Source organism: Thermocrispum agreste DSM 44070 (assembly GCF_000427905.1).
GTDB classification, from domain to species: domain Bacteria; phylum Actinomycetota; class Actinomycetes; order Mycobacteriales; family Pseudonocardiaceae; genus Thermocrispum; species Thermocrispum agreste.
On the sequence record NZ_KE386604.1, the window covers coordinates 565,045 to 582,858 of the forward strand.

Below are 17,814 nucleotides of genomic sequence, written 5' to 3' on the forward strand. Positions count from 1 at the left end.
ACGACTTGGGGACCTTGATGTGCCGCCGAGCCGAGAGGAGTGGATGCGTACGCCGCACCCGTATGACTACTCGCACAAGCGCTATCCCTGTGCCAGATGCGGCCTGTGGCCGGGGCCGATGTCCACCGGAGTCAGTCGCAGTGACGTGCACCGATGCGGCGCTAGCTGTTGTGTTGCGTCAGCTCCAGTGGGCGCTGGACAGCGTAGCCCGCGATGTCGCGAGCCTCACCACAGTCCGTGCCGAGGAGCTGGCAATGTTGCTGGAGGAGACGGCTGCGCTCGTCCGCGTGTCGCGAGGGCACAAGATCGTCGAATGCGCCACCGAAGCCGACGCCGGCTGAGATCTGGCCTAGCTGCGTGACGCGGCGTATGCGGCTAGGGCGGCGAGTTGTTCCGGGTCGAGTGAGGGGCGGACGGTCTCGCGTGCTTTCGCCAGGTGGGCGGCGGTGACTTCGGTGGCATCCAGGGATTCGCGCATGGCGGTGAGAGCGGCTTCGCGAATCAGGGCGGCGCAGTCGGCTGCCGAGTAGCCGTCGAGCTCGGCCGCCAGTGCGTCCAGGTCCACCGACTCGGCCAGGGGTGTGTGTTTGGCGGCGGCGCGCAGGATGGCTGCCCGGGCTTCGGTGTCCGGTGGCGGCACGTAGATCAGCCGTTCCAGGCGCCCTGGCCTGAGCAGCGCGGGGTCGACCAGCTCGGGGCGGTTGGTCGCGCCGAGCACGACGACGTTGCGCATCGGTTCCACGCCGTCCAGCTCGGTGAGCAACGCGGCGACCACGCGGTCCGCCACCCCGGAATCCGACGACTGACCACGCCGCGGCGCCAGCGCATCGACCTCGTCCAGGAAGACCAGCGACGGCGCGGCGTCCCGGGCACGGCGGAAGAGTTCCCGCACCGCCCGCTCGGACTCGCCGACCCATTTGTCCATCAGTTCCGCGCCCTTGACAGCGAAGACGTTCAACGCCCCCGTGCCTGCCAGCGCGCGTACCAGATAGGTCTTCCCGCCCCCGGGTGGCCCGTAGAGCAAGACACCGCGCGGCGCCGACACTCCGAGGCGGGCGAACGAGTCCGGGTACCGCAGCGGCCACAGCACCGACTCGGTCAGGGCCTGCTTGACCTCGGCCATGTCGCCGACGTCGTCCAGCGTCAGACCACCCGTGGCCAGCGTGTCCGACTCCGACATGGAGATCGGGCGCACGGTCTGCAGCGCGTCGAGCAAGTCCTGCTGCGAAACCACCGGATTCTCCGCGTCGCGCTGTCGCACGGCCGCACGCAGCGCCGCGTCCCGCCGCAAGGCGATGAGATCGGCGGCAACGAACCCCGGCGTCTGCTCCGCGATCGCGCCCAGGTCGATACCGCTTTCCAACGGCACGTCCCGGAGCAGGATCCTCAGCAGCTCGGTGCGCACCTCCTTGGTGGGCAACGGCAACCCCAGCTCCCGGTCCAGCAGCCCGACGGCACGCAACCGGGGGTCGACCGCTTCCGGGTGCGCAGTCGTGGCGACGATCGCCAGCCCGGGGTTGGCCAGTGCCGCGCGCAGCCGATCGATCAGCACGGTGGCCACCGGCGGCGGCTGGCTGGCCGGAAGCAGCGCATCGACGTCGGTCACCAGCAGAACGCCAGGGCCTTGCGAGCGAGCCCGTTCGACCGCGGCCTCCAGCGCCGACACCGCCGCGTTGGGTTCCAGCACCGCCACCGACGGTCCGGCCAGCAGCGACACCGGAAGATCGAGCGCGTGCGCAACCGACCGCACCACAGTGGTCTTGCCGACCCCTTCCGGTCCGGCCAGCAGCACGCCGAGCTGTCCGGACGCCCCGAGTTTCGCCAGCAGCTCGGGGTGGCGGAAGGCGAGCTCGAACCACTCGGTCAACGTCTGCGCGACCGTGCGAGCACCGGCCAGGTCGGCCACCGGGATCGGCTCGGGCAGCTCCGGCTGGGGTTGTTCGACCAGAACGCGCACCGATTCGCTCCGCTGCGCTGCCTGCGTGGTCTGGGGTCCGCTCGAGGCAGGCGTCGCCGTCGTCGTGGCGGGCTGGCTGGGGCTCGGCCGGGGAGGGTCGTGCCGCCAGCCGATCACCGTCGACGGGCCCACCGACACCGGCCCCTCGGGATCCGTGGCGGTGATGGTCAGCAGCTCGGTGGTCCACGTGGCGCCGATGGCCCGGGACAGGCGGGTGCGGGCGTCGGCCGGGTCGACCCCGGGTTCCGGCGCGAGATCCTGCGGCAGCAGCGAAATCGCGTCACCGGCCGTGAACACCTTGCCCATCAGGGCCAGCCGCAACGTGTCGGCCTGCAGCGACAGCGTCGCCATCCGCGAACCGGCGACGGTCACCGTGCGGGCGTGCGCGACGGTGGCAGGCGCGACGACCACCTCGGAGCCCTCGGTCAGCCCCACGTTGGACAACGTGACGTCGTCGACCAGCACGACACCCGGCGGCTGGCTGGACTCCGCAGGGGCCGCCAACGCCGCGCTGACCCGCGACCCGATCAACCGCACAGCATCCCAGGCGCGCAACCCGAGTGCGTCGATCACCTCGCGATGCAGCCGCACGACACCCCGGCGGGCGTCGAGTGCGGACGGGGTGAGCCGGAGGGTCAGGGCCAGCTGCGGTTCGGTCACACGAGTCTCCTGTTTCCAGCCCCGGTGGGAATGTGCGGCGGCTCGTCCGTGAGCCTAATCGCCCACCGCCGCGCCCGTGCCGCACGACGCGAGCACGACGCGAGCACGACGCTGGGATCAGCGCCCCGGGTTGTTCCGGCGCAGCCCGATCCGCCGCCAGTTGCGCTGACGCTCCGCGCGGGGACGACCGTTGGCGGATTGGGCGGCGCGCTTCGCCTCGCCGTGGGTGAAGCCGGCGCGGGGCAGCCGCATGCGGCCACCGGCGATGTGCGCCACCCGCGGCCTGCGGAGGCTGAGGCGGCGGGCCCGTCGCGTGCTGCGCCGGATGGCGCGCCGCTCGCGCGGTGGGACGTCCCACGCCTCGGGGTGGTTGGCCAGCCAATGGTGCCGGTGCACCGCGTACGGGATGTGCGCCAGGTAGCCGATCAGCAGCACCATCAGCGTGGTCATCGAGAACTGGATCACCGCGGCCGCCAGCAGCCCGACGCCGACCAGCAGCGGGGCGACGGCCTTCGCGGGCACCTTGACCGCCTTCACCGACAGCGTCGGGATCCGGCTGATGGCCAGCATGGCGATGGCGATGATCCACCCCCAGACCACCGGGCCGTCCGACCACCAGCCGGGACCGAACGCGGAGGTGGCCATGACCGGCATCAACGCCAGCAGGCCGCCGGCGGGGGCGGGCACGCCGACGAAGAACTCGTTGGCGTACGGCGGCTGATCGGCATCGTCCAGCAGGGTGTTGAACCTGGCCAGCCGCAACACCATGCACACCGCGAAGATCAGCGCGGCGACCCAGCCGAACCGGCTGCCGTCGGCCTGCCACACGAACAGGATCAGCGCGGGCGCGACACCGAAGGAAATCGCGTCGGACAGCGAGTCCAGCTCCGCGCCGATCTTCGACGTGGCGTCCAGCAGCCGCGCGATGCGGCCGTCCAGGCTGTCCAGCACCGCGGCCACCACCACGCAGGCGATGGCCAACTGGAAGCTCTTCTGCAGTGCGAACTGCACCGAGGACAACCCGGCGCACAGCGCCAGGACGGTGATGGCGTTGGGCAGGAGGCGGACCCCGCTGGCGGGCTTCATGCCTTCGTCGACTCCCGATGGTCAGCAGGCAGCTCGGCCAGCGTGGTCTCACCGCCGATGGTGCGCTGACCGACACGCACTGTCACCGTGCTGCCCGCGGGCAAGTACAGGTCGACGCGGGACCCGAAGCGGATCAGCCCGTAGGTCTGGCCGACCCGCACGGCCTGCCCCTCGGACACCTGGCAGACGATGCGGCGCGCGATCAGCCCGGCGATCTGCACGACGGCGAGCTCGTGGCCGGTGCTGGTGTGCAGCAGGACGCTGTTCCGTTCGTTCTCCTCGCTGGCCTTGTCCAGATCGGCGGAGAGGAACTTGCCTGGCCGGTAGGCGACTCGCTGGACGTGGCCGGTGGCCGGGACACGCTGGACGTGCACGTCGAACACCGACAGGAAGATGCTCACCCGCGGCAGCGGCCGGTCGGCCATGCCCAGCTCGGGCGGCGGCACCGCTTCCTCGATCAGCGACACCACGCCGTCGGCCGGCGCAACCGCGACGTCGTCCCGGGCAGGCGGCACCCGCTTGGGCTCACGGAAGAACCACGCCGTCGCGGCCGCACCGAGCAAGCCGAGCGTGCCGAGCGGCCGCGCGAGCTTGCGCAACACGAAGGCACTCGCCAGTGCACCGAGCACGAACGGGCGCCCCGCCGGGTGCATCGGGGGGATGGTCTGGCGTGCGAGTTCCGCCGCGTGCCGAACAGTGCCGCGCATGCCCGACTCGGGCGCAGGCGTTTCCGGTCTGGCCACGCCCTTACGCTACCGCCTGCGTTGCACCGCCCCATCGACGGCTTTGAGCAGGACGAGCAGCACGATCGCGCCGAGCACCGCGACCCCGAAGCTGCCGAAGTCGAACTCGAAGACCTTCTCCCGCCCGGTCACCAGCCGGTAGATGAGCCCGCCGAGCGCCGCACCGACGATGCCGACGAGCACGCTGACCAGGCAACCGCGCCGAGGCCGGTCGCGTCCACCGACCACCACGTTGGCGGCCCAGCCTGCCAGCGCTCCGAACACGATCCAGGCGAGCAATCCCATGGCCGCGATGGTAGTGATCGTCCGAGCCGGTCAACCGAGCAGCAGCACGTCGACCAGGTCGCCCTCGGCGAGCTCGGTGGCCTCCTCGGGGATGTCGATCAGGCAGTTCGCCTGGCTGAACGCGGCCAGCAGGTGCGAACCCGGTCCGCCGCGCGGCCCGACCGTGCCGGTGACGCTGCCCTCGTCCCAGGTGAAGTACCCGCGGCGGAACTGCCGCTTGCCCGCGGGCGCCCGCAGGGCCTCCAGCAGCCGCGCCCGCACCCGCTGCCGTTCGGTCTGCCGGTGCCCGAGCAGCTTGAGCAGTGCAGGCCGCAGGAAGACCTCGAACGACACCGCCACGCTGACCGGATTGCCGGGCAGCGTCACGATCGGTGTCGAGCCGATGCGTCCGCAGCCTTGCGGCCCGCCCGGCTGCATGGCGACCTTGGTGAACTCCACACCGCGCGCGGTGAGCGCGTCCTTGACCACCTCGTAGGCACCCGCGCTGACCCCGCCGGTCGTGACCACCAGATCGGCCTCGGCGGCTCGGGGCGTCAGCAGCCGCATGAACTCGTCCACGTCGTCGGCGACGGCGCGGAGAACGTCGACCTGGCAGCCGAGCGAGCCGAGGGCGGTGGCCAGATACACCGAGTTGGACTCGTAGATCTGCCCGTGCCGCAGCGGCGCGGGCGGCACCACCAGTTCCGAGCCCGTGGCGACGATCAGGACCTTGGGGGGCAGGTAGACCGGCAGCTCGCCGCGGCCGATAGCGGCGGCGAGTGCGAGCTGCGCAGGCCCGAGCCGGGTGCCCGCGGTCAACGCGGTGGTGCCGCGGCGGATGTCCTCGCCGGCGTGCCGCACGCTCGTCCCACGCGGGGGAGCAGCGTGGATGGTCACGCGCTCGGTGCCGGCGTCGGTGTCTTCGACCTTCACCACGGTGTCGGCGCCTGCCGGCATCGGGGCGCCGGTCATGATCCGATGCGCGGTGCCCGGCTGTAGCGCCGGAACGTCGGTGCGGCCCGCGGGAATGTCCGCGGCCACCGGCAGGGTCACCGGCCGTTCGCCCGCCGCCGCCACGTCCTCGGCGCGGACCGCGTAGCCGTCCATGGCGGAGTTGTCGAACGGTGGCAGGTCCACATCGGCGTTGACGTCGGCGGCCAGCACCAGGCCGGCACAGGCCTGCAGGGGCAGCGCGTCTGCCCGCGGCGGCGGCATCAGGCCGGCGATCGCCGCACGGTGCTCGTCGACCGAACGGCCTGCCCGGGAGGGTGAGTTCGCAGTGCTCATGGTGAGCACATCATCCCGCGCCCACCGGCCATGCCACACTCTGCACTCGCTGGAAACGCTGATCGCGCGAACGGAGGAACCTGGTGGAGGTACACACCCGGCACACGCCGTCGTTCGGGGTCGCGCGCTTGGGACTGCGCGGCGGCGAGGCCGTGCGCGCTGATCGGGACGCGTTGCTGGCCTGCAGTTTCGGGGTGACCATCGCGCCGGACGGGCGCGGCAAGAGCAACCGCGTGGTGTTCACCGCCCCTTCCGACGGCGGGTGGATCGATCTGGCGCCCGCCGCCGCCGGTGACGTCTATGCGCTGGAGCTGGACGGCCAGCGTGGCTGGTGTGTGGCGCGCGACGCGGTGCTGGCGGAGCCGCCGGGCGTGCGCCGGAACCCCCAGTGGCCGGGGTTCGCCCCGCTGTTCGGGACGGAGACGGGATTCCTCGAGTACTGCAGCGGGGTCGGCACGCTGGTGCTCACCTGCGCGGGCCCGATCGACGCGTTCGAGCTCGCGCACGGCGACCTGATCTCGATGAACCCGGCCTACCTGCTGGCCTACCCGGAGGGCATGCAGTGCAGGCTGCGGGCGATCGACCCGGCGGGCCACCAGTCGCTGCGCACCGGCGAGGGACTGTTGCTCGACTTCGCAGGCCCGGGAACCGTGTTGTCTCGCGCCCGCGCGTCACGCGCTTCGGTCTAGGCTGTCGGCGAGCACGGCAGAGAAGGGATGAGCATGCCGGACGAGGCGACTGCCGACCCGGCGGCGGGGGAGAGCCCTGCCAAGGACGCTACCGACCTGACGGGCCGCAGGCTCGGCAACTATCGCATCGACGGTGTCCTGGGCAAGGGCGGCATGAGCGTCATGTACCGCGCCACCGACGTTCGGCTGGGGCGCAAAGTGGCGCTGAAGGTCATCGGTGAGCATCTGGGCGCCGATGCGGAGTTCCGCGAGCGGTTCGTCGACGAGGCGCGCAACACGGCGGCGATCGACCACCCGAACATCGTGCCGCTGTACGACTTCGGCGAACTGGACGGCATGCACTACATCGGCATGCGGCTGGTCGACGGGGCCGATCTGGCCAGCATCATCTCCGGCGGGCCGATGGAGCCGTCGCGCGCGCTGAGCTTGCTGGAGCAGGTGGCCGACGCGCTGGACACACTGCACAAGCGGGGGCTGGTGCACCTGGACGTCAAACCGGCCAACGTGCTGGTGACCCAGCGCGAGTCGATCCGAGAGCACGTGTACGTGGCCGATTTCGGGTTGACCAGGCGCGGCGCGACAGGGCACCGCACGCGGGGCGGGGACTTCCTCGGCTCGCCGACGTACGCGGCGCCGGAGCATCTGCGTGGGGAGCCGCTGGACGGCCGGACCGACCAGTACGCGCTGGCGTGTGTGTTGTTCGCTTGCTTGGCGGGGCGGCCGCCGTTCATGGGAGACGTGCCGACGGTGATCAAGGGCCACCTGAACACGCCGCCGCCTCCGGTCACGCGGTACGCGCGCACGCTGCCGCCCGCGATCGACGGCGTGTTGGCGCGCGGGATGGCGAAGAACCCGACGGAGCGGTTCGGCAGCTGCGTGGAGCTGATCTCCGCGGCGCGGGAGGTGCTGCTGGAGAAGCCGAAGGAGGCGCGCCCGCCTGCCGGGCCGCCGAACGGGCCCAGCGTCAGTGGCCCGCACCGGATCCCGCCACAGCCGCCGCAGCACCCGCAGCAACCGCATCACGGGTTTGCTCCGCAGCAGCCGCAGGGAGGCCCCCCGGGAATGCCGCCCGGCTACGGCCCGGCGATGGGCATGTGGCCGCCGCAGCCCCCCGCGGGCGGCCCGATTGCCGGTCCGCCACCGGTGACCGCGGGCAAGAGCGGCCCGCCGGGGTGGGTGATCCCGGTGCTGTGCGGGATCATCGCGGTCCTGGTCGGCGTGATCGTCGTCCTGCTGATCACCGGCTGAAAGGCCCGGCTCGCGCGAGGGGTACCCGCGGGCCGCCGAGGCGTCCGCGGCTTCGTGAGCTCGAGAGCGGCAGCGCGCGACGCCGCGCCCCGCAGGGGCGGTGAGGAAACCAACCAATGCCTCGGACCGAATGGTCCAGTGGGGACACCTTCAGCCGTACGAATCGATCGGTCCGGGTGCTTCGCCATCGGGCGAGTCGACGGCGTGCGGCGGGCGTGTGGGCCCGTGCTGGACGGGTGCATGGATCAGGGGCTCCAGCCTGCCGCAGGGCCGTGCGTGGGTGGTGTCCGATCTCCGTCGAGGGCCGTTGTCACCGGCTCGGTGGGAGACCTCTCAACACGGGACCCCGAAGTTGCACTCGAAGACCGAGAGTGCTAAACACGGAGTTGGCACTCTCACCGTGAGAGTGCTAGGTCGGGACGGTGAGGCCGCTTCCGTTGAGGAGCCGGTCGTCCGTCGCGGGCACCGAGCCTGGCCAAGCTGTAAGAGTCCTGCCGTGCGGCCGTGGAAGCTGCCGTCACGGCGCCCAATACCGGAGGACCGTACCGACATGGCCAAATTGATCGCGTTCGACGAGGACGCCCGCCGCGGTCTCGAGCGCGGCCTGAACACCCTCGCCGAAGCCGTCAAGGTGACGCTGGGCCCGCGTGGCCGCAACGTCGTGCTCGAGAAGAAGTGGGGCGCGCCGACCATCACCAACGACGGTGTTTCCATCGCCAAGGAGATCGAGCTCGAGGACCCGTGGGAGAAGATCGGGGCCGAGCTGGTCAAGGAAGTCGCCAAGAAGACCGACGATGTCGCCGGCGACGGCACCACCACGGCCACCGTGCTGGCTCAGGCCCTGGTGAAGGAAGGCTTGCGCAACGTCGCCGCTGGTGCTGACCCGGTTGCCCTCAAGCGTGGCATCGAGCAGGCCGTCGAGGCGGTGACCGAGCAGCTGCACAAGTCCGCCAAGGAGGTCGAGACCAAGGAGCAGATCGCCGCCACGGCGTCCATCTCCGCGGCCGACCGCACCATCGGTGAGCTGATCGCCGAGGCCCTGGACAAGGTGGGCAAGGAAGGCGTCGTCACCGTCGAGGAGTCGCAGACCTTCGGCCTGGAGCTGGAGCTCACCGAGGGTATGCGCTTCGACAAGGGCTACATCTCGGGTTACTTCGTCACGGACGCGGAGCGCCAGGAGTGCGTCCTGGAGGAGCCGTACATCCTGCTGTACGGGTCGAAGATCTCCAACGTCAAGGACCTTCTCCCGATCCTGGAGAAGGTCATGCAGACCAACAAGCCGCTGCTGATCATCGCCGAGGACGTCGAGGGTGAGGCGCTGGCCACCCTGGTCGTCAACAAGATCCGCGGCACGTTCAAGTCCGCTGCCGTGAAGGCTCCGGGCTTCGGCGACCGCCGCAAGGCGATCCTGCAGGACATCGCGATCCTGACCGGCGGCCAGGTCATCACCGAGGACGTCGGCCTGAAGCTGGAGAACGCCGACCTGTCGCTGCTGGGCAAGGCCCGCAAGGCGGTCATCACCAAGGACGAGACCACCATCGTCGAGGGTGCCGGCGACGCGGACCAGATCCAGGGCCGGGTCAACCAGATCCGCACCGAGATCGAGAACTCCGACTCCGACTACGACCGTGAGAAGCTGCAGGAGCGGCTGGCCAAGCTGGCCGGCGGTGTGGCCGTCATCAAGGCCGGTGCCGCCACCGAGGTCGAGCTGAAGGAGCGCAAGCACCGCATCGAGGACGCGGTGCGCAACGCGAAGGCCGCGGTCGAGGAGGGCATCGTCGCCGGCGGTGGTGTGGCGCTGCTGCAGGCGTCCAAGGCCGCGTTCGACGGGCTGAAGCTCGAGGGTGACGAGGCCACCGGTGCCAACATCGTCAAGGTCGCGGTGGAGGCCCCGCTCAAGCAGATCGCCATCAACAGCGGTCTCGAGGGCGGCGTCGTGGTGGAGAAGGTCAAGACCCTGCCCGAGGGCCACGGCCTGAACGCCGCCACCGGCGAGTACGAGGACCTGATCGCGGCCGGCGTGATCGACCCGGCCAAGGTGACCCGTTCTGCCCTGCAGAACGCCGCCTCGATCGCCGCGCTGTTCCTGACCACCGAGGCCGTCGTCGCCGACAAGCCGGAGAAGGAGAAGGCTGCCGCCGACCCGTCCGGTGGCATGGGCGGCATGGACTTCTGACGGTCACGCGAGGTGTGAACCTCCGGCGGCCGTCAAGGTCGACCACGCAAAAGGCCCGGGTGCGCGCACCCGGGCCTTTTTCGCGTGCCGACACCGAACGTGTTCGTGGGAGTGGGTTGGCTCCTCCTGGCATCCACGGCGGAATCCCACGCTGGTGCTGTCTCCGCGACCTTTTACGCGTGCTGGCACGGGCTCGGTGGGCGTCTGGCGGGTCTTGGGTGTTGGTCGACGGCTGCGGGCTGTCCGGCAGGTTTCGAGTGGTCATGCGTCGGCTGGGCGTTCGTCGTGGTCCGGGCAGTCTTCGACCGGCCCGGGTGGCTGCCCGGCACGTCCTGGGGGCTTGCTAGGCGAGTCCGATGCGTTCGGCGCACGAGGCCGAGCCGGGGCCAGGTGTGCGGGTTGCCCGCCCAGCATCAGCCCAGCTTCGGGGCCTGTTGCTGATCCACAGCGCAGGCCCCGCTTGTTCCCGCGCAGGCCCTCGACTTGTCCCTGCCACGAGATGCCAGCAAAAAGAAGCAGTTGGTCCTCTCCAGCGACGCGGGGTACTGGGTGATGAACGCGATGCGTACGGCGACCGTCAGCGGCGATCCGCCCTGCTCCAGGATCAGAGCAGCGGCAGGGCCTTGTTCGGCGTCACGTTCACGGTCGCCGCACCCTGGTGGACATCGGTGATCAGGTAGGCGTCGCCTGCGGGCACGGCGACGTCGTCGATGGGCTGGAAGCGGTCGATGTCCTCCGGCTCGAAGACGCTGAATTCCGCTTTGCCGCCGAGCTCGGTGCAGGCGATCTGATCGGGGATCGGCACGAGCTTGGGCTGACGACAAGGGTGAAGGGCACCCGAGCGCGAGTGGGCTCGCCGGGTAGGGCGGACTCACGCAGCGGCGTGACCAGCTCGAGCTCGTGCGGTGGTATGGCTAGCTCGGGCTTGTGCGGTGGTATGGCTAGCTCGGGCTTGTGCGGTGGTGCGAGTGGCTCGGGCTTGTGCGGCGCAACCAGCTCGCGGAATTCGGATTCGGTCAGCCCGGCGGCCGCCGGATACCCCTTGTCGACGAGCTTCCGCACCTGGCGATCGAACTCGGCTACGGCATCGAGGGGAGCTGGCCCACGTACCTCCTGGTCGGCCGACGGCGTCAAGGCCTTCAACGGGGCGGCCGCTCCCGTTGTTCCAGGTGGTTCCCGGTCGTCGGCCTGCTCGGCCGGTGACCGTCGTGCCACCCCCGGCGTCGATGCCAGGGCAGCGCCGGTCACTCGCTGGGCATGAGTATCCAGCAGATGGCGTAGACCACCGCCGGTGTGCCGATCCCGACGACGGTGGCAACAGCCAGCAGGATGCGCAGCAGGGCGGCGTCCATGCCGAGGTACTGGGCCCAGCCCCCGCACACGCCGGCCACTATCCGGTCGGTCTCGCTCCGGCGCAGTCGTTTCGGGCCGGCGGAGTTCGATTCGGTCGTCATGGCTCCACCCTCGCCGACATCGGTCCGGCGCACATCGGGGAGCGACCCTGAGTCGACCCTGAATCCGACCTGGCCACGCCTCGGGGCTGCCCGGCACGACGGCAAGACGGCGGCGAGGTTTGACCGACCCGGTGGCCGTGCAACCCCGCTGGTACCGATTCGAGGAGGTAGCAGTGGCCGACACCCTGCAAGGCAAGACGATCGCTTTCGTGGCCGCCCCGGAGGGCACCGAACAGGTCGAACTGACCGAACCGTGGCAGGCGGTCGAACGGGCAGGTGGTACGCCGAAGCTGCTGTCCACCCAGCCCGGTTCCATTCAGGCGTTCGACCACCTGGAGCCCGCCGACGAGTTCTCGGTGGACGACAGCGTGGAAGCCGCTTCGGTGGACGACTACGACGGGCTGGTTCTCCCCGGCGGGGTCGCCAACCCGGACATCCTGCGCACCAACCCGGCGGTGGTGCGGTTCGTCGGCGAGTTCTTCTCCCGCGGGCTGCCGGTCGCCGCGATCTGCCACGCGCCGTGGACGCTGATCGAGGCCGACGTGGTACCCGGCCGTCGGCTGACCTCGTGGCCGAGCCTGCGTACCGACTTGATCAACGCGGGCGCGGAGTGGGTCGACGAGGAAGTCGTGGTGGACAACGGCCTGGTGACCAGCCGCAAGCCGGGCGACCTGCAGGCGTTCTGCGCCAAGATGGTCGAGGAGTTCGCCGAAGGCAAGCACGCCGGCCAAGCCAGCGGAGCAGCCGCGGCCAAGACCTGACGACCAGGGCCGGGCGCCATGTCTGAGGGCAAGCCCTGACCTGAGGCCACGCCCTGAGGTCAAGCCCTGACCTGAGGCCACGCCCTGAGGTCAAGCCCTGACCTGAGGCAAGCCCTGAGGCGGTGGTGGTCGGTACGTGCTCCGCATTCCGGCTCGGTACGCCTGCTGAAGACCGGACCGGGTGCGTGGCTCGGCAAACGACACCACCGGGCGCTGAGGCTTCGTCACGCCCGACGTCTGCGGAATGACCTCTGGCTACCAGGAACCCTGGAGCCAGAGGTCTTCCGTGTCAGACAGTGTCAGAACTCGCCTTTGATGACGCCGTCTTTGAAGGCTTCCCACTCTGTCTTGGTGAAGCGCAGCACGGGCCCCTCGCGATCCTTGGAGTCGCGGACGAGCACGGTGTCACCGTCGAAGGCGACCTCGACGCACGCGCCGGTGGCAGACGACCGGGACGACTTGCGCCAGGTCAGCCCTTGCTGCTCCATTCTTCTGCTACCTCCTGTATGAGTTCAACTGACTGCCGACGCGACAGTGCCTCAGCGCGGATCAGATTCCACCGATATTTGGTGTATTCAACGATCTCACGATCGTTGATCAGTACGCCGTGCACCGGTGAGTCCGCGTACGCGTACTCCTGGCCCTCGACGGTGGCGATGCCGAATGACCCGTCCAAATGCGTGTAGATGCCGCAATTGATAGGAATCACTTGGATGATCAGCCGATTGGCGAGCTCGACCACGTGCTCAAGCTGCTTCGCCATGATTTCCGGGCCGCCCACGAGGTTGCGTAAAGCCCGCTCATCGATCAGGGCTACGTAATCGATGTCCTTACTCAGTACCGACTGTCGTTTCAGTCTGGCAACTACCTTGTTCTCGTTGTCGAGCAGCGCACGTACGTAATCCTCGAGCTGCATCAGGCCAGGTACAAACGACAGGTCGAACCACAAGATGTGGCTGGCCTGCTGCTCCACGTCGAACCACGACCTGAGCCACTCCGGCGTCAGGTCGTACGTCAGCGCGTACTGACGCAGACGAGTCAGCAGCCCGTCCGTCTTGAGCACGTCGTCCATCACCCGGACGAACTGCTCACTCGGCGGCTTGTCGCCGCATTCGACCTTCTCGATCAGGCTCGTCGAGAAGGCCGAGGCTTCGGCGAGTTGCTCGCGGGTGAGGCCGGCACGTTCCCGCGCGCCGCAGCTCGCTGGCGAGCAATCCCATCACGTCGGTCACACCCCCAAGACTCTGGTCCCCACAGTTGACCACACAACCACCGTGGGTGTGTGGTCCGTTTCACAGTGTAGTCGACGCCACCGACAATTTCGGCATGACATGGCTTTCGGGATCGTGCTCGTCCACCTACGGCGCGGCCTACGTGATCACCGACGCCTATCCGGAAGGGGTGATCCGCATCAGTGACGAGGACGTCCGCGCGGACCAGATGAGTGACGATGGCGGGTACGCGGACGAAGCGGAGCGGCAGCGGGTCGTGCTGGACGAAAGCGTCGGCTTTCCGCGCGTGGAACGGGGGCTCTACCAGCCGTGATCGAGCAGAACCGGGAGTTGCTCACCCAAGTGGCGAGTGTCAACCCGGGCATGGTGTCCACGCTGCTTGCTCTCGACGGGCAGTTGCGGGCCGGGCCGCTGCCGCCGCCACAAGTACTCCACCACTACGGCCAGCTCATCTGCCGCTTGGGGGCGGCCATCATCGCGCACGCCGAGCGGCAGAACGCCGCGGCCATCGAGCCGGGCGACCTGCCGGACCGGGCCTAGCCGGTCGAGGCCGACACCGTCACGTCCGGAAGCCGCGGCCGTCCCTGGCGCGGGGCGAACCTGGCCTGGTGCCGCCGGGCACGCCGGCTGAGCCGCCGGCTCCCATCGGTCGACAGTCGCGCAAGCGCAAGCGACGACATCCGGACGACGCCGAATGCCGCACGACCCACACGGCACGGGAACGGCACAACGAGAAGGGCGCCGAGACCACAAAGAACGAGGCCCTGCCGTCCCCTCTCGGGATCGGCAGGGCCTCTTCAGCTGTGCCGCAGCGGCGGTATCCCCGATCACCCCCATCCGCTGCGACCTCGCTGACGGGGCGACCCGGACGCGGCTAGGAGAAACCGACTGGGACTGCGAGACACCTCGGTGCGTCCGGGTGCCCGGGTCAGTGGGTCGGACGCGCCGTACGGTGCGCCCGACGGCTCTCCTTGCGGGCCTTGCGCTCCGCGCGGCGGGCAAGCGCCTGCTTTCCGACGCGCTGGGCGGTGGCCTCCGCGCGCAACGTCACGGCCCGGTCGGCGGCGAGCTGCTGGTAGATGTAGTCGTGCATTGCGGGCCTCCTACTTCTGGTCTGCTACCAGGTTCTCGGTAAGGCCCACCCCCTGGCATCGGTCATTCACCCCGAGATGCCGGGCACACCGCCGCCGGCCGCGGCGACAGGTAAGGGATTACGTAGCTCGACGTGACCGGCCTCGCATGATCCCTTACCCTGCCGGGCTTGATCGCTAAGGGGTCACGTGACCTGCGGAAATCAGCCGTCGAAGGCTTCCGCGTCGCGGATGGTGTACGCGTAGCCCTGTTCGGCGAGGAAGCGCTGCCGATGCGCTGCGTAGTCGGCGTCCACGGTGTCGCGGGCGACGATCGAATAGAAGTGCGCCTGCCGCCCGTCCGCCTTGGGCCGCAGCAGCCTGCCCAGCCGTTGCGCCTCCTCCTGCCGTGACCCGAAGGTGCCGGAGATCTGGATGGCCACCGCCGCCTCCGGCAGGTCGATGGAGAAGTTCGCCACCTTCGACACCACCAGCGTGCGGAGCTCGCCAGAGCGGAACGCGTCGAACAGCCGCTCCCGCTCCGCGGTGCGGGTCGACCCCTGCAGCACCGGGGCGTCCAGCTCAGCGCCGATTTCCTCCAGCTGCTCCAGGTACGCGCCGATGATCAGCACCTGCTCGCCGGCGTGCCGCTGCAGGATCGACTTGATCACCCGCATCTTGGACCGCGCCGTGGAGCAGATGCGATACCGCTGGTCGGCATCCGCCGTGGCGTACGCCATCCGCTCGGAGTCGGTCAGGGTCACGCGGACCTCGATACATTCCGCCGGGGCGATCCAGCCCTGCTGCTCGATGTCCCGCCACGGCACGTCGTACCGCTTCGGGCCGATGAGGGAGAACACGTCACCCTCCCGACCGTCCTCGCGCACCAGCGTGGCCGTCAACCCCAGTCGGCGCCGGGACTGCAGCTCGGCGGTCATCCGGAACACCGGCGCGGGCAGCAGATGCACCTCGTCGTAGATCACCAGGCCCCAGTCGCGGGAGTCGAACAGCTCCATGTGCCGGTAGGCGCCTTTGGTCTTGCGGGTCAGCACCTGGTAGGTGGCGATGGTGACCGGGCGGATCTCCTTCCGCTCGCCGGAGTACTCGCCGATCTCGTTCTCCGTCAGCGACGTGCGGGCGAGCAGTTCACGCTTCCACTGCCTGCCCGCGACCGTGTTGGTGACCATGATCAACGTGGTCGCCTCGGCCCTGGCCATCGCGGCGGCGCCGACCAGCGTCTTGCCCGCGCCGCACGGCAGGACCACGACGCCGGAGCCGCCCGCCCAGAAGGCGTCCGCCGCTTGGCGCTGGTAGTCACGCAGCTGCCAGCCTTCCTCCCGCAGCTTGATCGGGTGCGACTCGCCGTCGACGTAGCCGGCGTGGTCCTCCGCGGGCCAGCCGATCTTGAGCAACGCCTGCTTGAGCCTGCCCCGCTCGGACGGGTGCACGGCGACGGTGTCCTCGTCGATCCGGTCCCCGAGCATCGGGGCGATCTTCTTGTTGCGCAGGACCTCCTCCAGCACCGCCCGGTCGGTGGTGGTCATGACCAGGCCGTGCGCCGGATGGTTGATCAGTTGCAGCCGGCCGAACCGCGCCATCGTGTCGACCACGTCGATCAGCAGCGGCTGCGGGACCGGGAAGCGCGAATACCGGGTCAGCGCGTCCACGACCTGTTCGGCGTCGTGCCCGGCGGCACGCGCGTTCCACAGCGCAAGCGGCGTGATGCGGTAGGTGTGCACGTGCTCAGGTGCACGTTCGAGCTCGGCGAACGGCGCGATGGCCATGCGAGCTTCCTCGGCGCCGGGGTGGTCGACCTCGAGCAGTACGGTCTTGTCCGACTGGACGATCAACGGACCAGTGCTCATCCGTCCTTTATAACCGCGTGCGCCGGGCAGCCTGCGTCCGGTGCGTCATGCTACGGCGCCGACCCCGTCCTGCTGAGGCAGCATCGAGGCCACGTCGACCCGTTCGGACACCACGCCTGCCCGGTAGAACAAGTCGGCCGCGCGCTGCAGCCGGACTTCGTTCAGCGACGTGGGGAACGTGCCGAGGGCCACCAGCTGCGTGGTGGTCGGATCCACCCCGGTCAGCTCGCTCAGCTCCGCGCGCACGACGGCGCCGTTGGTGGCCAGTTCCTGAGACTTGACGAGCGCACGACGGAACGCCGCATACACCTCCGGCTGCTGGCGCGCGTGATCATGCGCCGCCACATATGACGAGAGCGGGAAATCGAGCAATGCGCCCCGCGCGGTGTCCATGACGACCTCGGCGCCGTACTCCTTCTGGGCCTTGCTGATGTCCGGCTCGGTCATCCAGGCCGCGTCGATCCGCCCGCTGCGCAGCGCCGAGATCTGCTCCGCATAGCGCATTTCGACGAACGTGATCCGCTCCGGGTCGACGCCCTCGGTGGCCAGCCGCAACCGGGTGGCCAGCTTGCCGAACGGGTGGCCGGGCGCGATGCCGATGACCGGTTTCGGCCTGCGGGTGGGCGCTTCGTAGTCGCGCCCCGGCAACGCCACCAGCGCCATCGTGTCCGGCCCGCACGCGTAGGCCTCGCCTTGCAGCTCGAACCGGGCACCACCCGCGGCCCGGCGCAGCATCACGTAGTTGCTTGCCAGTCCGACGTCCGCGCTGCCGTCCAGAACGGCCCGCAGCACCTCGTCGTCGGTGGCGCTGTCCACCACCTGGACATCCAGGCCCTCCGCCGCGAAGACTCCGCGCTTCACCCCGAGCCGCAGCGGCACGCTGTCGATGGACGACGTCGCGGCGACACGGAGAGTGTGCTGCTCGGGCTGATACGGCCGTTCGGGTGAGATCACCGAACACGAGACGGCGAGCAACGCCACGCACAAGCCCGCTCCGATCGCCGGCCACCGCCGGAGCCGCCGGATGAGCGTCACGTGCATCGTCGCCGTCCAAACCCGGGATCGTGCAGGTCTTGGCGGATTCTAGCCAGCTGAGCGGTGGCGAATCAGCCGCTCATCGGCGGTTCGATCGGGCGAATGATCGGGCAAATCGGACGTCATGCACGGTGCGTCGGCACGCGCGGCTGCACGTGCGGGCTGCTTTCCTCGCCTTCGTTTGGGCATTACTCTCCAGGCGTTCTCACTCGTTCCCATGAACAACCACAGTGTTCGCGAACCCGTCGGGGGCGCGGGGGATCGCGGAGCGTGACGAGGCACCACCG

The 17,814-nt window shown here is 69.6% G+C and carries 20 protein-coding genes and 1 pseudogene; 7 read left to right on the forward strand and 14 right to left on the reverse strand.

Going from position 1 to position 17,814, the window contains the following annotated elements:
- Nucleotides 1–140: 140 nt before the first annotated feature.
- Entirely contained in the window at nucleotides 141–341 is a 201-nt protein-coding gene (locus YWY_RS24220; RefSeq protein WP_156899334.1) for a hypothetical protein, read from the forward strand.
- Between the two features lie 8 nt (nucleotides 342–349).
- Here YWY_RS24220 and YWY_RS0117400 read toward each other — a convergent pair whose 3' ends face one another.
- The 5 genes from YWY_RS0117400 to moeA form a co-directional block, all read right to left on the reverse strand.
- Nucleotides 350–2,617: an AAA family ATPase gene (locus YWY_RS0117400; protein WP_028848656.1), complete on the reverse strand. Its 2,268-nt coding sequence runs from the start codon at nucleotides 2,615–2,617 to the stop codon at nucleotides 350–352.
- A gap of 117 nt (nucleotides 2,618–2,734) precedes the next feature.
- Nucleotides 2,735–3,703, reverse strand: coding sequence for a CDP-diacylglycerol--serine O-phosphatidyltransferase (gene pssA / locus YWY_RS0117405; RefSeq protein ID WP_028848657.1), 969 nt, complete (start codon nucleotides 3,701–3,703; stop codon nucleotides 2,735–2,737).
- Nucleotides 3,700–4,410: a phosphatidylserine decarboxylase gene (locus YWY_RS0117410; protein WP_028848658.1), complete on the reverse strand. Its 711-nt coding sequence runs from the start codon at nucleotides 4,408–4,410 to the stop codon at nucleotides 3,700–3,702. The genes pssA and YWY_RS0117410 overlap by 4 nt, the downstream gene beginning before the upstream one ends.
- Before the next feature lie 45 nt (nucleotides 4,411–4,455).
- Nucleotides 4,456–4,731 (reverse strand): GlsB/YeaQ/YmgE family stress response membrane protein, encoded by a 276-nt coding sequence (locus YWY_RS0117415; protein ID WP_028848659.1) that lies wholly within the window; start codon nucleotides 4,729–4,731, stop codon nucleotides 4,456–4,458.
- A gap of 30 nt (nucleotides 4,732–4,761) precedes the next feature.
- On the reverse strand, nucleotides 4,762–5,997 hold the full coding sequence (moeA, locus tag YWY_RS0117420; protein WP_051310447.1) for a molybdopterin molybdotransferase MoeA: 1,236 nt from the start codon (nucleotides 5,995–5,997) through the stop codon (nucleotides 4,762–4,764).
- An 83-nt stretch (nucleotides 5,998–6,080) separates the two neighbouring features.
- Here moeA and YWY_RS0117425 point away from each other — a divergent pair, with 83 nt between their 5' ends.
- The 3 genes from YWY_RS0117425 (at nucleotide 6,081) to groL (ending at nucleotide 10,110) form a co-directional block, all read left to right on the forward strand.
- Complete coding sequence (locus tag YWY_RS0117425; protein ID WP_028848661.1) at nucleotides 6,081–6,686, forward strand: AIM24 family protein; 606 nt, start codon at nucleotides 6,081–6,083, stop codon at nucleotides 6,684–6,686.
- A gap of 33 nt (nucleotides 6,687–6,719) precedes the next feature.
- The gene (locus YWY_RS22645; protein ID WP_084609383.1) at nucleotides 6,720–7,934 is read left to right on the forward strand and encodes a serine/threonine-protein kinase; all 1,215 of its coding nucleotides are present in this window, start codon (nucleotides 6,720–6,722) and stop codon (nucleotides 7,932–7,934) included.
- Between the two features lie 550 nt (nucleotides 7,935–8,484).
- Nucleotides 8,485–10,110: a chaperonin GroEL gene (groL, locus tag YWY_RS0117435; RefSeq protein ID WP_028848662.1), complete on the forward strand. Its 1,626-nt coding sequence runs from the start codon at nucleotides 8,485–8,487 to the stop codon at nucleotides 10,108–10,110.
- A 413-nt stretch (nucleotides 10,111–10,523) separates the two neighbouring features.
- On the opposite strand, the gene YWY_RS25060 is transcribed toward groL, so the two are convergent.
- The 3 genes from YWY_RS25060 to YWY_RS0117445 all read right to left on the reverse strand — a co-directional run bounded on the left by YWY_RS25060 (nucleotide 10,524) and on the right by YWY_RS0117445 (nucleotide 11,564).
- Nucleotides 10,524–10,718 (reverse strand): DUF5701 family protein, encoded by a 195-nt coding sequence (locus YWY_RS25060; RefSeq protein WP_425426149.1) that lies wholly within the window; start codon nucleotides 10,716–10,718, stop codon nucleotides 10,524–10,526.
- Nucleotides 10,715–10,915, reverse strand: a complete 201-nt coding sequence (locus tag YWY_RS24225) for a DUF5701 family protein (RefSeq protein ID WP_028848663.1) — start codon at nucleotides 10,913–10,915, stop codon at nucleotides 10,715–10,717. The genes YWY_RS25060 and YWY_RS24225 overlap by 4 nt, the downstream gene beginning before the upstream one ends.
- Nucleotides 10,916–11,354: 439 nt before the next feature.
- Nucleotides 11,355–11,564 (reverse strand): PspC domain-containing protein, encoded by a 210-nt coding sequence (locus YWY_RS0117445; RefSeq protein WP_028848664.1) that lies wholly within the window; start codon nucleotides 11,562–11,564, stop codon nucleotides 11,355–11,357.
- Nucleotides 11,565–11,737: 173 nt separating this feature from the next.
- Between YWY_RS0117445 and YWY_RS0117450 the strand changes: the two genes are divergently transcribed.
- Nucleotides 11,738–12,325, forward strand: coding sequence for a type 1 glutamine amidotransferase domain-containing protein (locus tag YWY_RS0117450; protein ID WP_028848665.1), 588 nt, complete (start codon nucleotides 11,738–11,740; stop codon nucleotides 12,323–12,325).
- A gap of 299 nt (nucleotides 12,326–12,624) precedes the next feature.
- On the opposite strand, the gene YWY_RS0117455 is transcribed toward YWY_RS0117450, so the two are convergent.
- The 3 genes and pseudogenes from YWY_RS0117455 to YWY_RS24815 all read right to left on the reverse strand — a co-directional run.
- The gene (locus YWY_RS0117455) at nucleotides 12,625–12,813 is read right to left on the reverse strand and encodes a DUF397 domain-containing protein (RefSeq protein ID WP_028848666.1); all 189 of its coding nucleotides are present in this window, start codon (nucleotides 12,811–12,813) and stop codon (nucleotides 12,625–12,627) included.
- Nucleotides 12,795–13,397, reverse strand: a complete 603-nt coding sequence (locus YWY_RS0117460; RefSeq protein WP_156899336.1) for a DUF5753 domain-containing protein — start codon at nucleotides 13,395–13,397, stop codon at nucleotides 12,795–12,797. Before YWY_RS0117460 ends, YWY_RS0117455 begins: the two co-directional genes overlap by 19 nt.
- Nucleotides 13,374–13,502: pseudogene (locus tag YWY_RS24815) on the reverse strand (helix-turn-helix domain-containing protein); the annotation flags it as partial. The pseudogene YWY_RS24815 and the gene YWY_RS0117460, both read right to left, overlap by 24 nt.
- A gap of 149 nt (nucleotides 13,503–13,651) precedes the next feature.
- Between YWY_RS24815 and YWY_RS0117465 the strand changes: the two are divergent.
- Both YWY_RS0117465 and YWY_RS0117470 read left to right on the forward strand, forming a co-directional pair.
- Nucleotides 13,652–13,870 (forward strand): hypothetical protein, encoded by a 219-nt coding sequence (locus YWY_RS0117465; protein ID WP_028848668.1) that lies wholly within the window; start codon nucleotides 13,652–13,654, stop codon nucleotides 13,868–13,870.
- Nucleotides 13,867–14,097 (forward strand): hypothetical protein, encoded by a 231-nt coding sequence (locus YWY_RS0117470; RefSeq protein WP_028848669.1) that lies wholly within the window; start codon nucleotides 13,867–13,869, stop codon nucleotides 14,095–14,097. Before YWY_RS0117465 ends, YWY_RS0117470 begins: the two co-directional genes overlap by 4 nt.
- A 388-nt stretch (nucleotides 14,098–14,485) precedes the next feature.
- Here the strand turns inward: YWY_RS0117470 and YWY_RS24230 are convergent, their stop codons facing one another.
- From YWY_RS24230 to YWY_RS22655, 3 genes are all read right to left on the reverse strand, one after another.
- On the reverse strand, nucleotides 14,486–14,650 hold the full coding sequence (locus YWY_RS24230) for a hypothetical protein (protein ID WP_156899338.1): 165 nt from the start codon (nucleotides 14,648–14,650) through the stop codon (nucleotides 14,486–14,488).
- A 201-nt stretch (nucleotides 14,651–14,851) separates the two neighbouring features.
- On the reverse strand, nucleotides 14,852–16,492 hold the full coding sequence (locus YWY_RS0117480; protein ID WP_028848670.1) for a DNA repair helicase XPB: 1,641 nt from the start codon (nucleotides 16,490–16,492) through the stop codon (nucleotides 14,852–14,854).
- A 45-nt stretch (nucleotides 16,493–16,537) separates the two neighbouring features.
- A complete protein-coding gene (locus YWY_RS22655) occupies nucleotides 16,538–17,533 on the reverse strand; it encodes an ABC transporter substrate-binding protein (protein WP_051310385.1) in 996 nt (331 codons plus the stop codon).
- Nucleotides 17,534–17,814: the final 281 nt, after the last annotated feature.

Coding starts and splice junctions, on each gene's coding strand:
- YWY_RS22655 (WP_051310385.1), bottom strand. CDS start 17,533: ATGCACGTGACGCTCATCCGGCGGCTCCGGCGGTGGCCGGCGATCGGA.
- YWY_RS0117465 (WP_028848668.1), top strand. CDS start 13,652: ATGACATGGCTTTCGGGATCGTGCTCGTCCACCTACGGCGCGGCCTAC.
- pssA (WP_028848657.1), bottom strand. CDS start 3,703: ATGAAGCCCGCCAGCGGGGTCCGCCTCCTGCCCAACGCCATCACCGTC.
- YWY_RS0117410 (WP_028848658.1), bottom strand. CDS start 4,410: ATGCGCGGCACTGTTCGGCACGCGGCGGAACTCGCACGCCAGACCATC.
- YWY_RS0117460 (WP_156899336.1), bottom strand. CDS start 13,397: ATGGACGACGTGCTCAAGACGGACGGGCTGCTGACTCGTCTGCGTCAG.
- YWY_RS0117415 (WP_028848659.1), bottom strand. CDS start 4,731: ATGGGATTGCTCGCCTGGATCGTGTTCGGAGCGCTGGCAGGCTGGGCC.
- YWY_RS0117445 (WP_028848664.1), bottom strand. CDS start 11,564: ATGACGACCGAATCGAACTCCGCCGGCCCGAAACGACTGCGCCGGAGC.
- YWY_RS0117480 (WP_028848670.1), bottom strand. CDS start 16,492: ATGAGCACTGGTCCGTTGATCGTCCAGTCGGACAAGACCGTACTGCTC.
- YWY_RS24230 (WP_156899338.1), bottom strand. CDS start 14,650: ATGCACGACTACATCTACCAGCAGCTCGCCGCCGACCGGGCCGTGACG.
- YWY_RS0117455 (WP_028848666.1), bottom strand. CDS start 12,813: ATGGAGCAGCAAGGGCTGACCTGGCGCAAGTCGTCCCGGTCGTCTGCC.
- groL (WP_028848662.1), top strand. CDS start 8,485: ATGGCCAAATTGATCGCGTTCGACGAGGACGCCCGCCGCGGTCTCGAG.
- moeA (WP_051310447.1), bottom strand. CDS start 5,997: ATGAGCACTGCGAACTCACCCTCCCGGGCAGGCCGTTCGGTCGACGAG.
- YWY_RS22645 (WP_084609383.1), top strand. CDS start 6,720: ATGCCGGACGAGGCGACTGCCGACCCGGCGGCGGGGGAGAGCCCTGCC.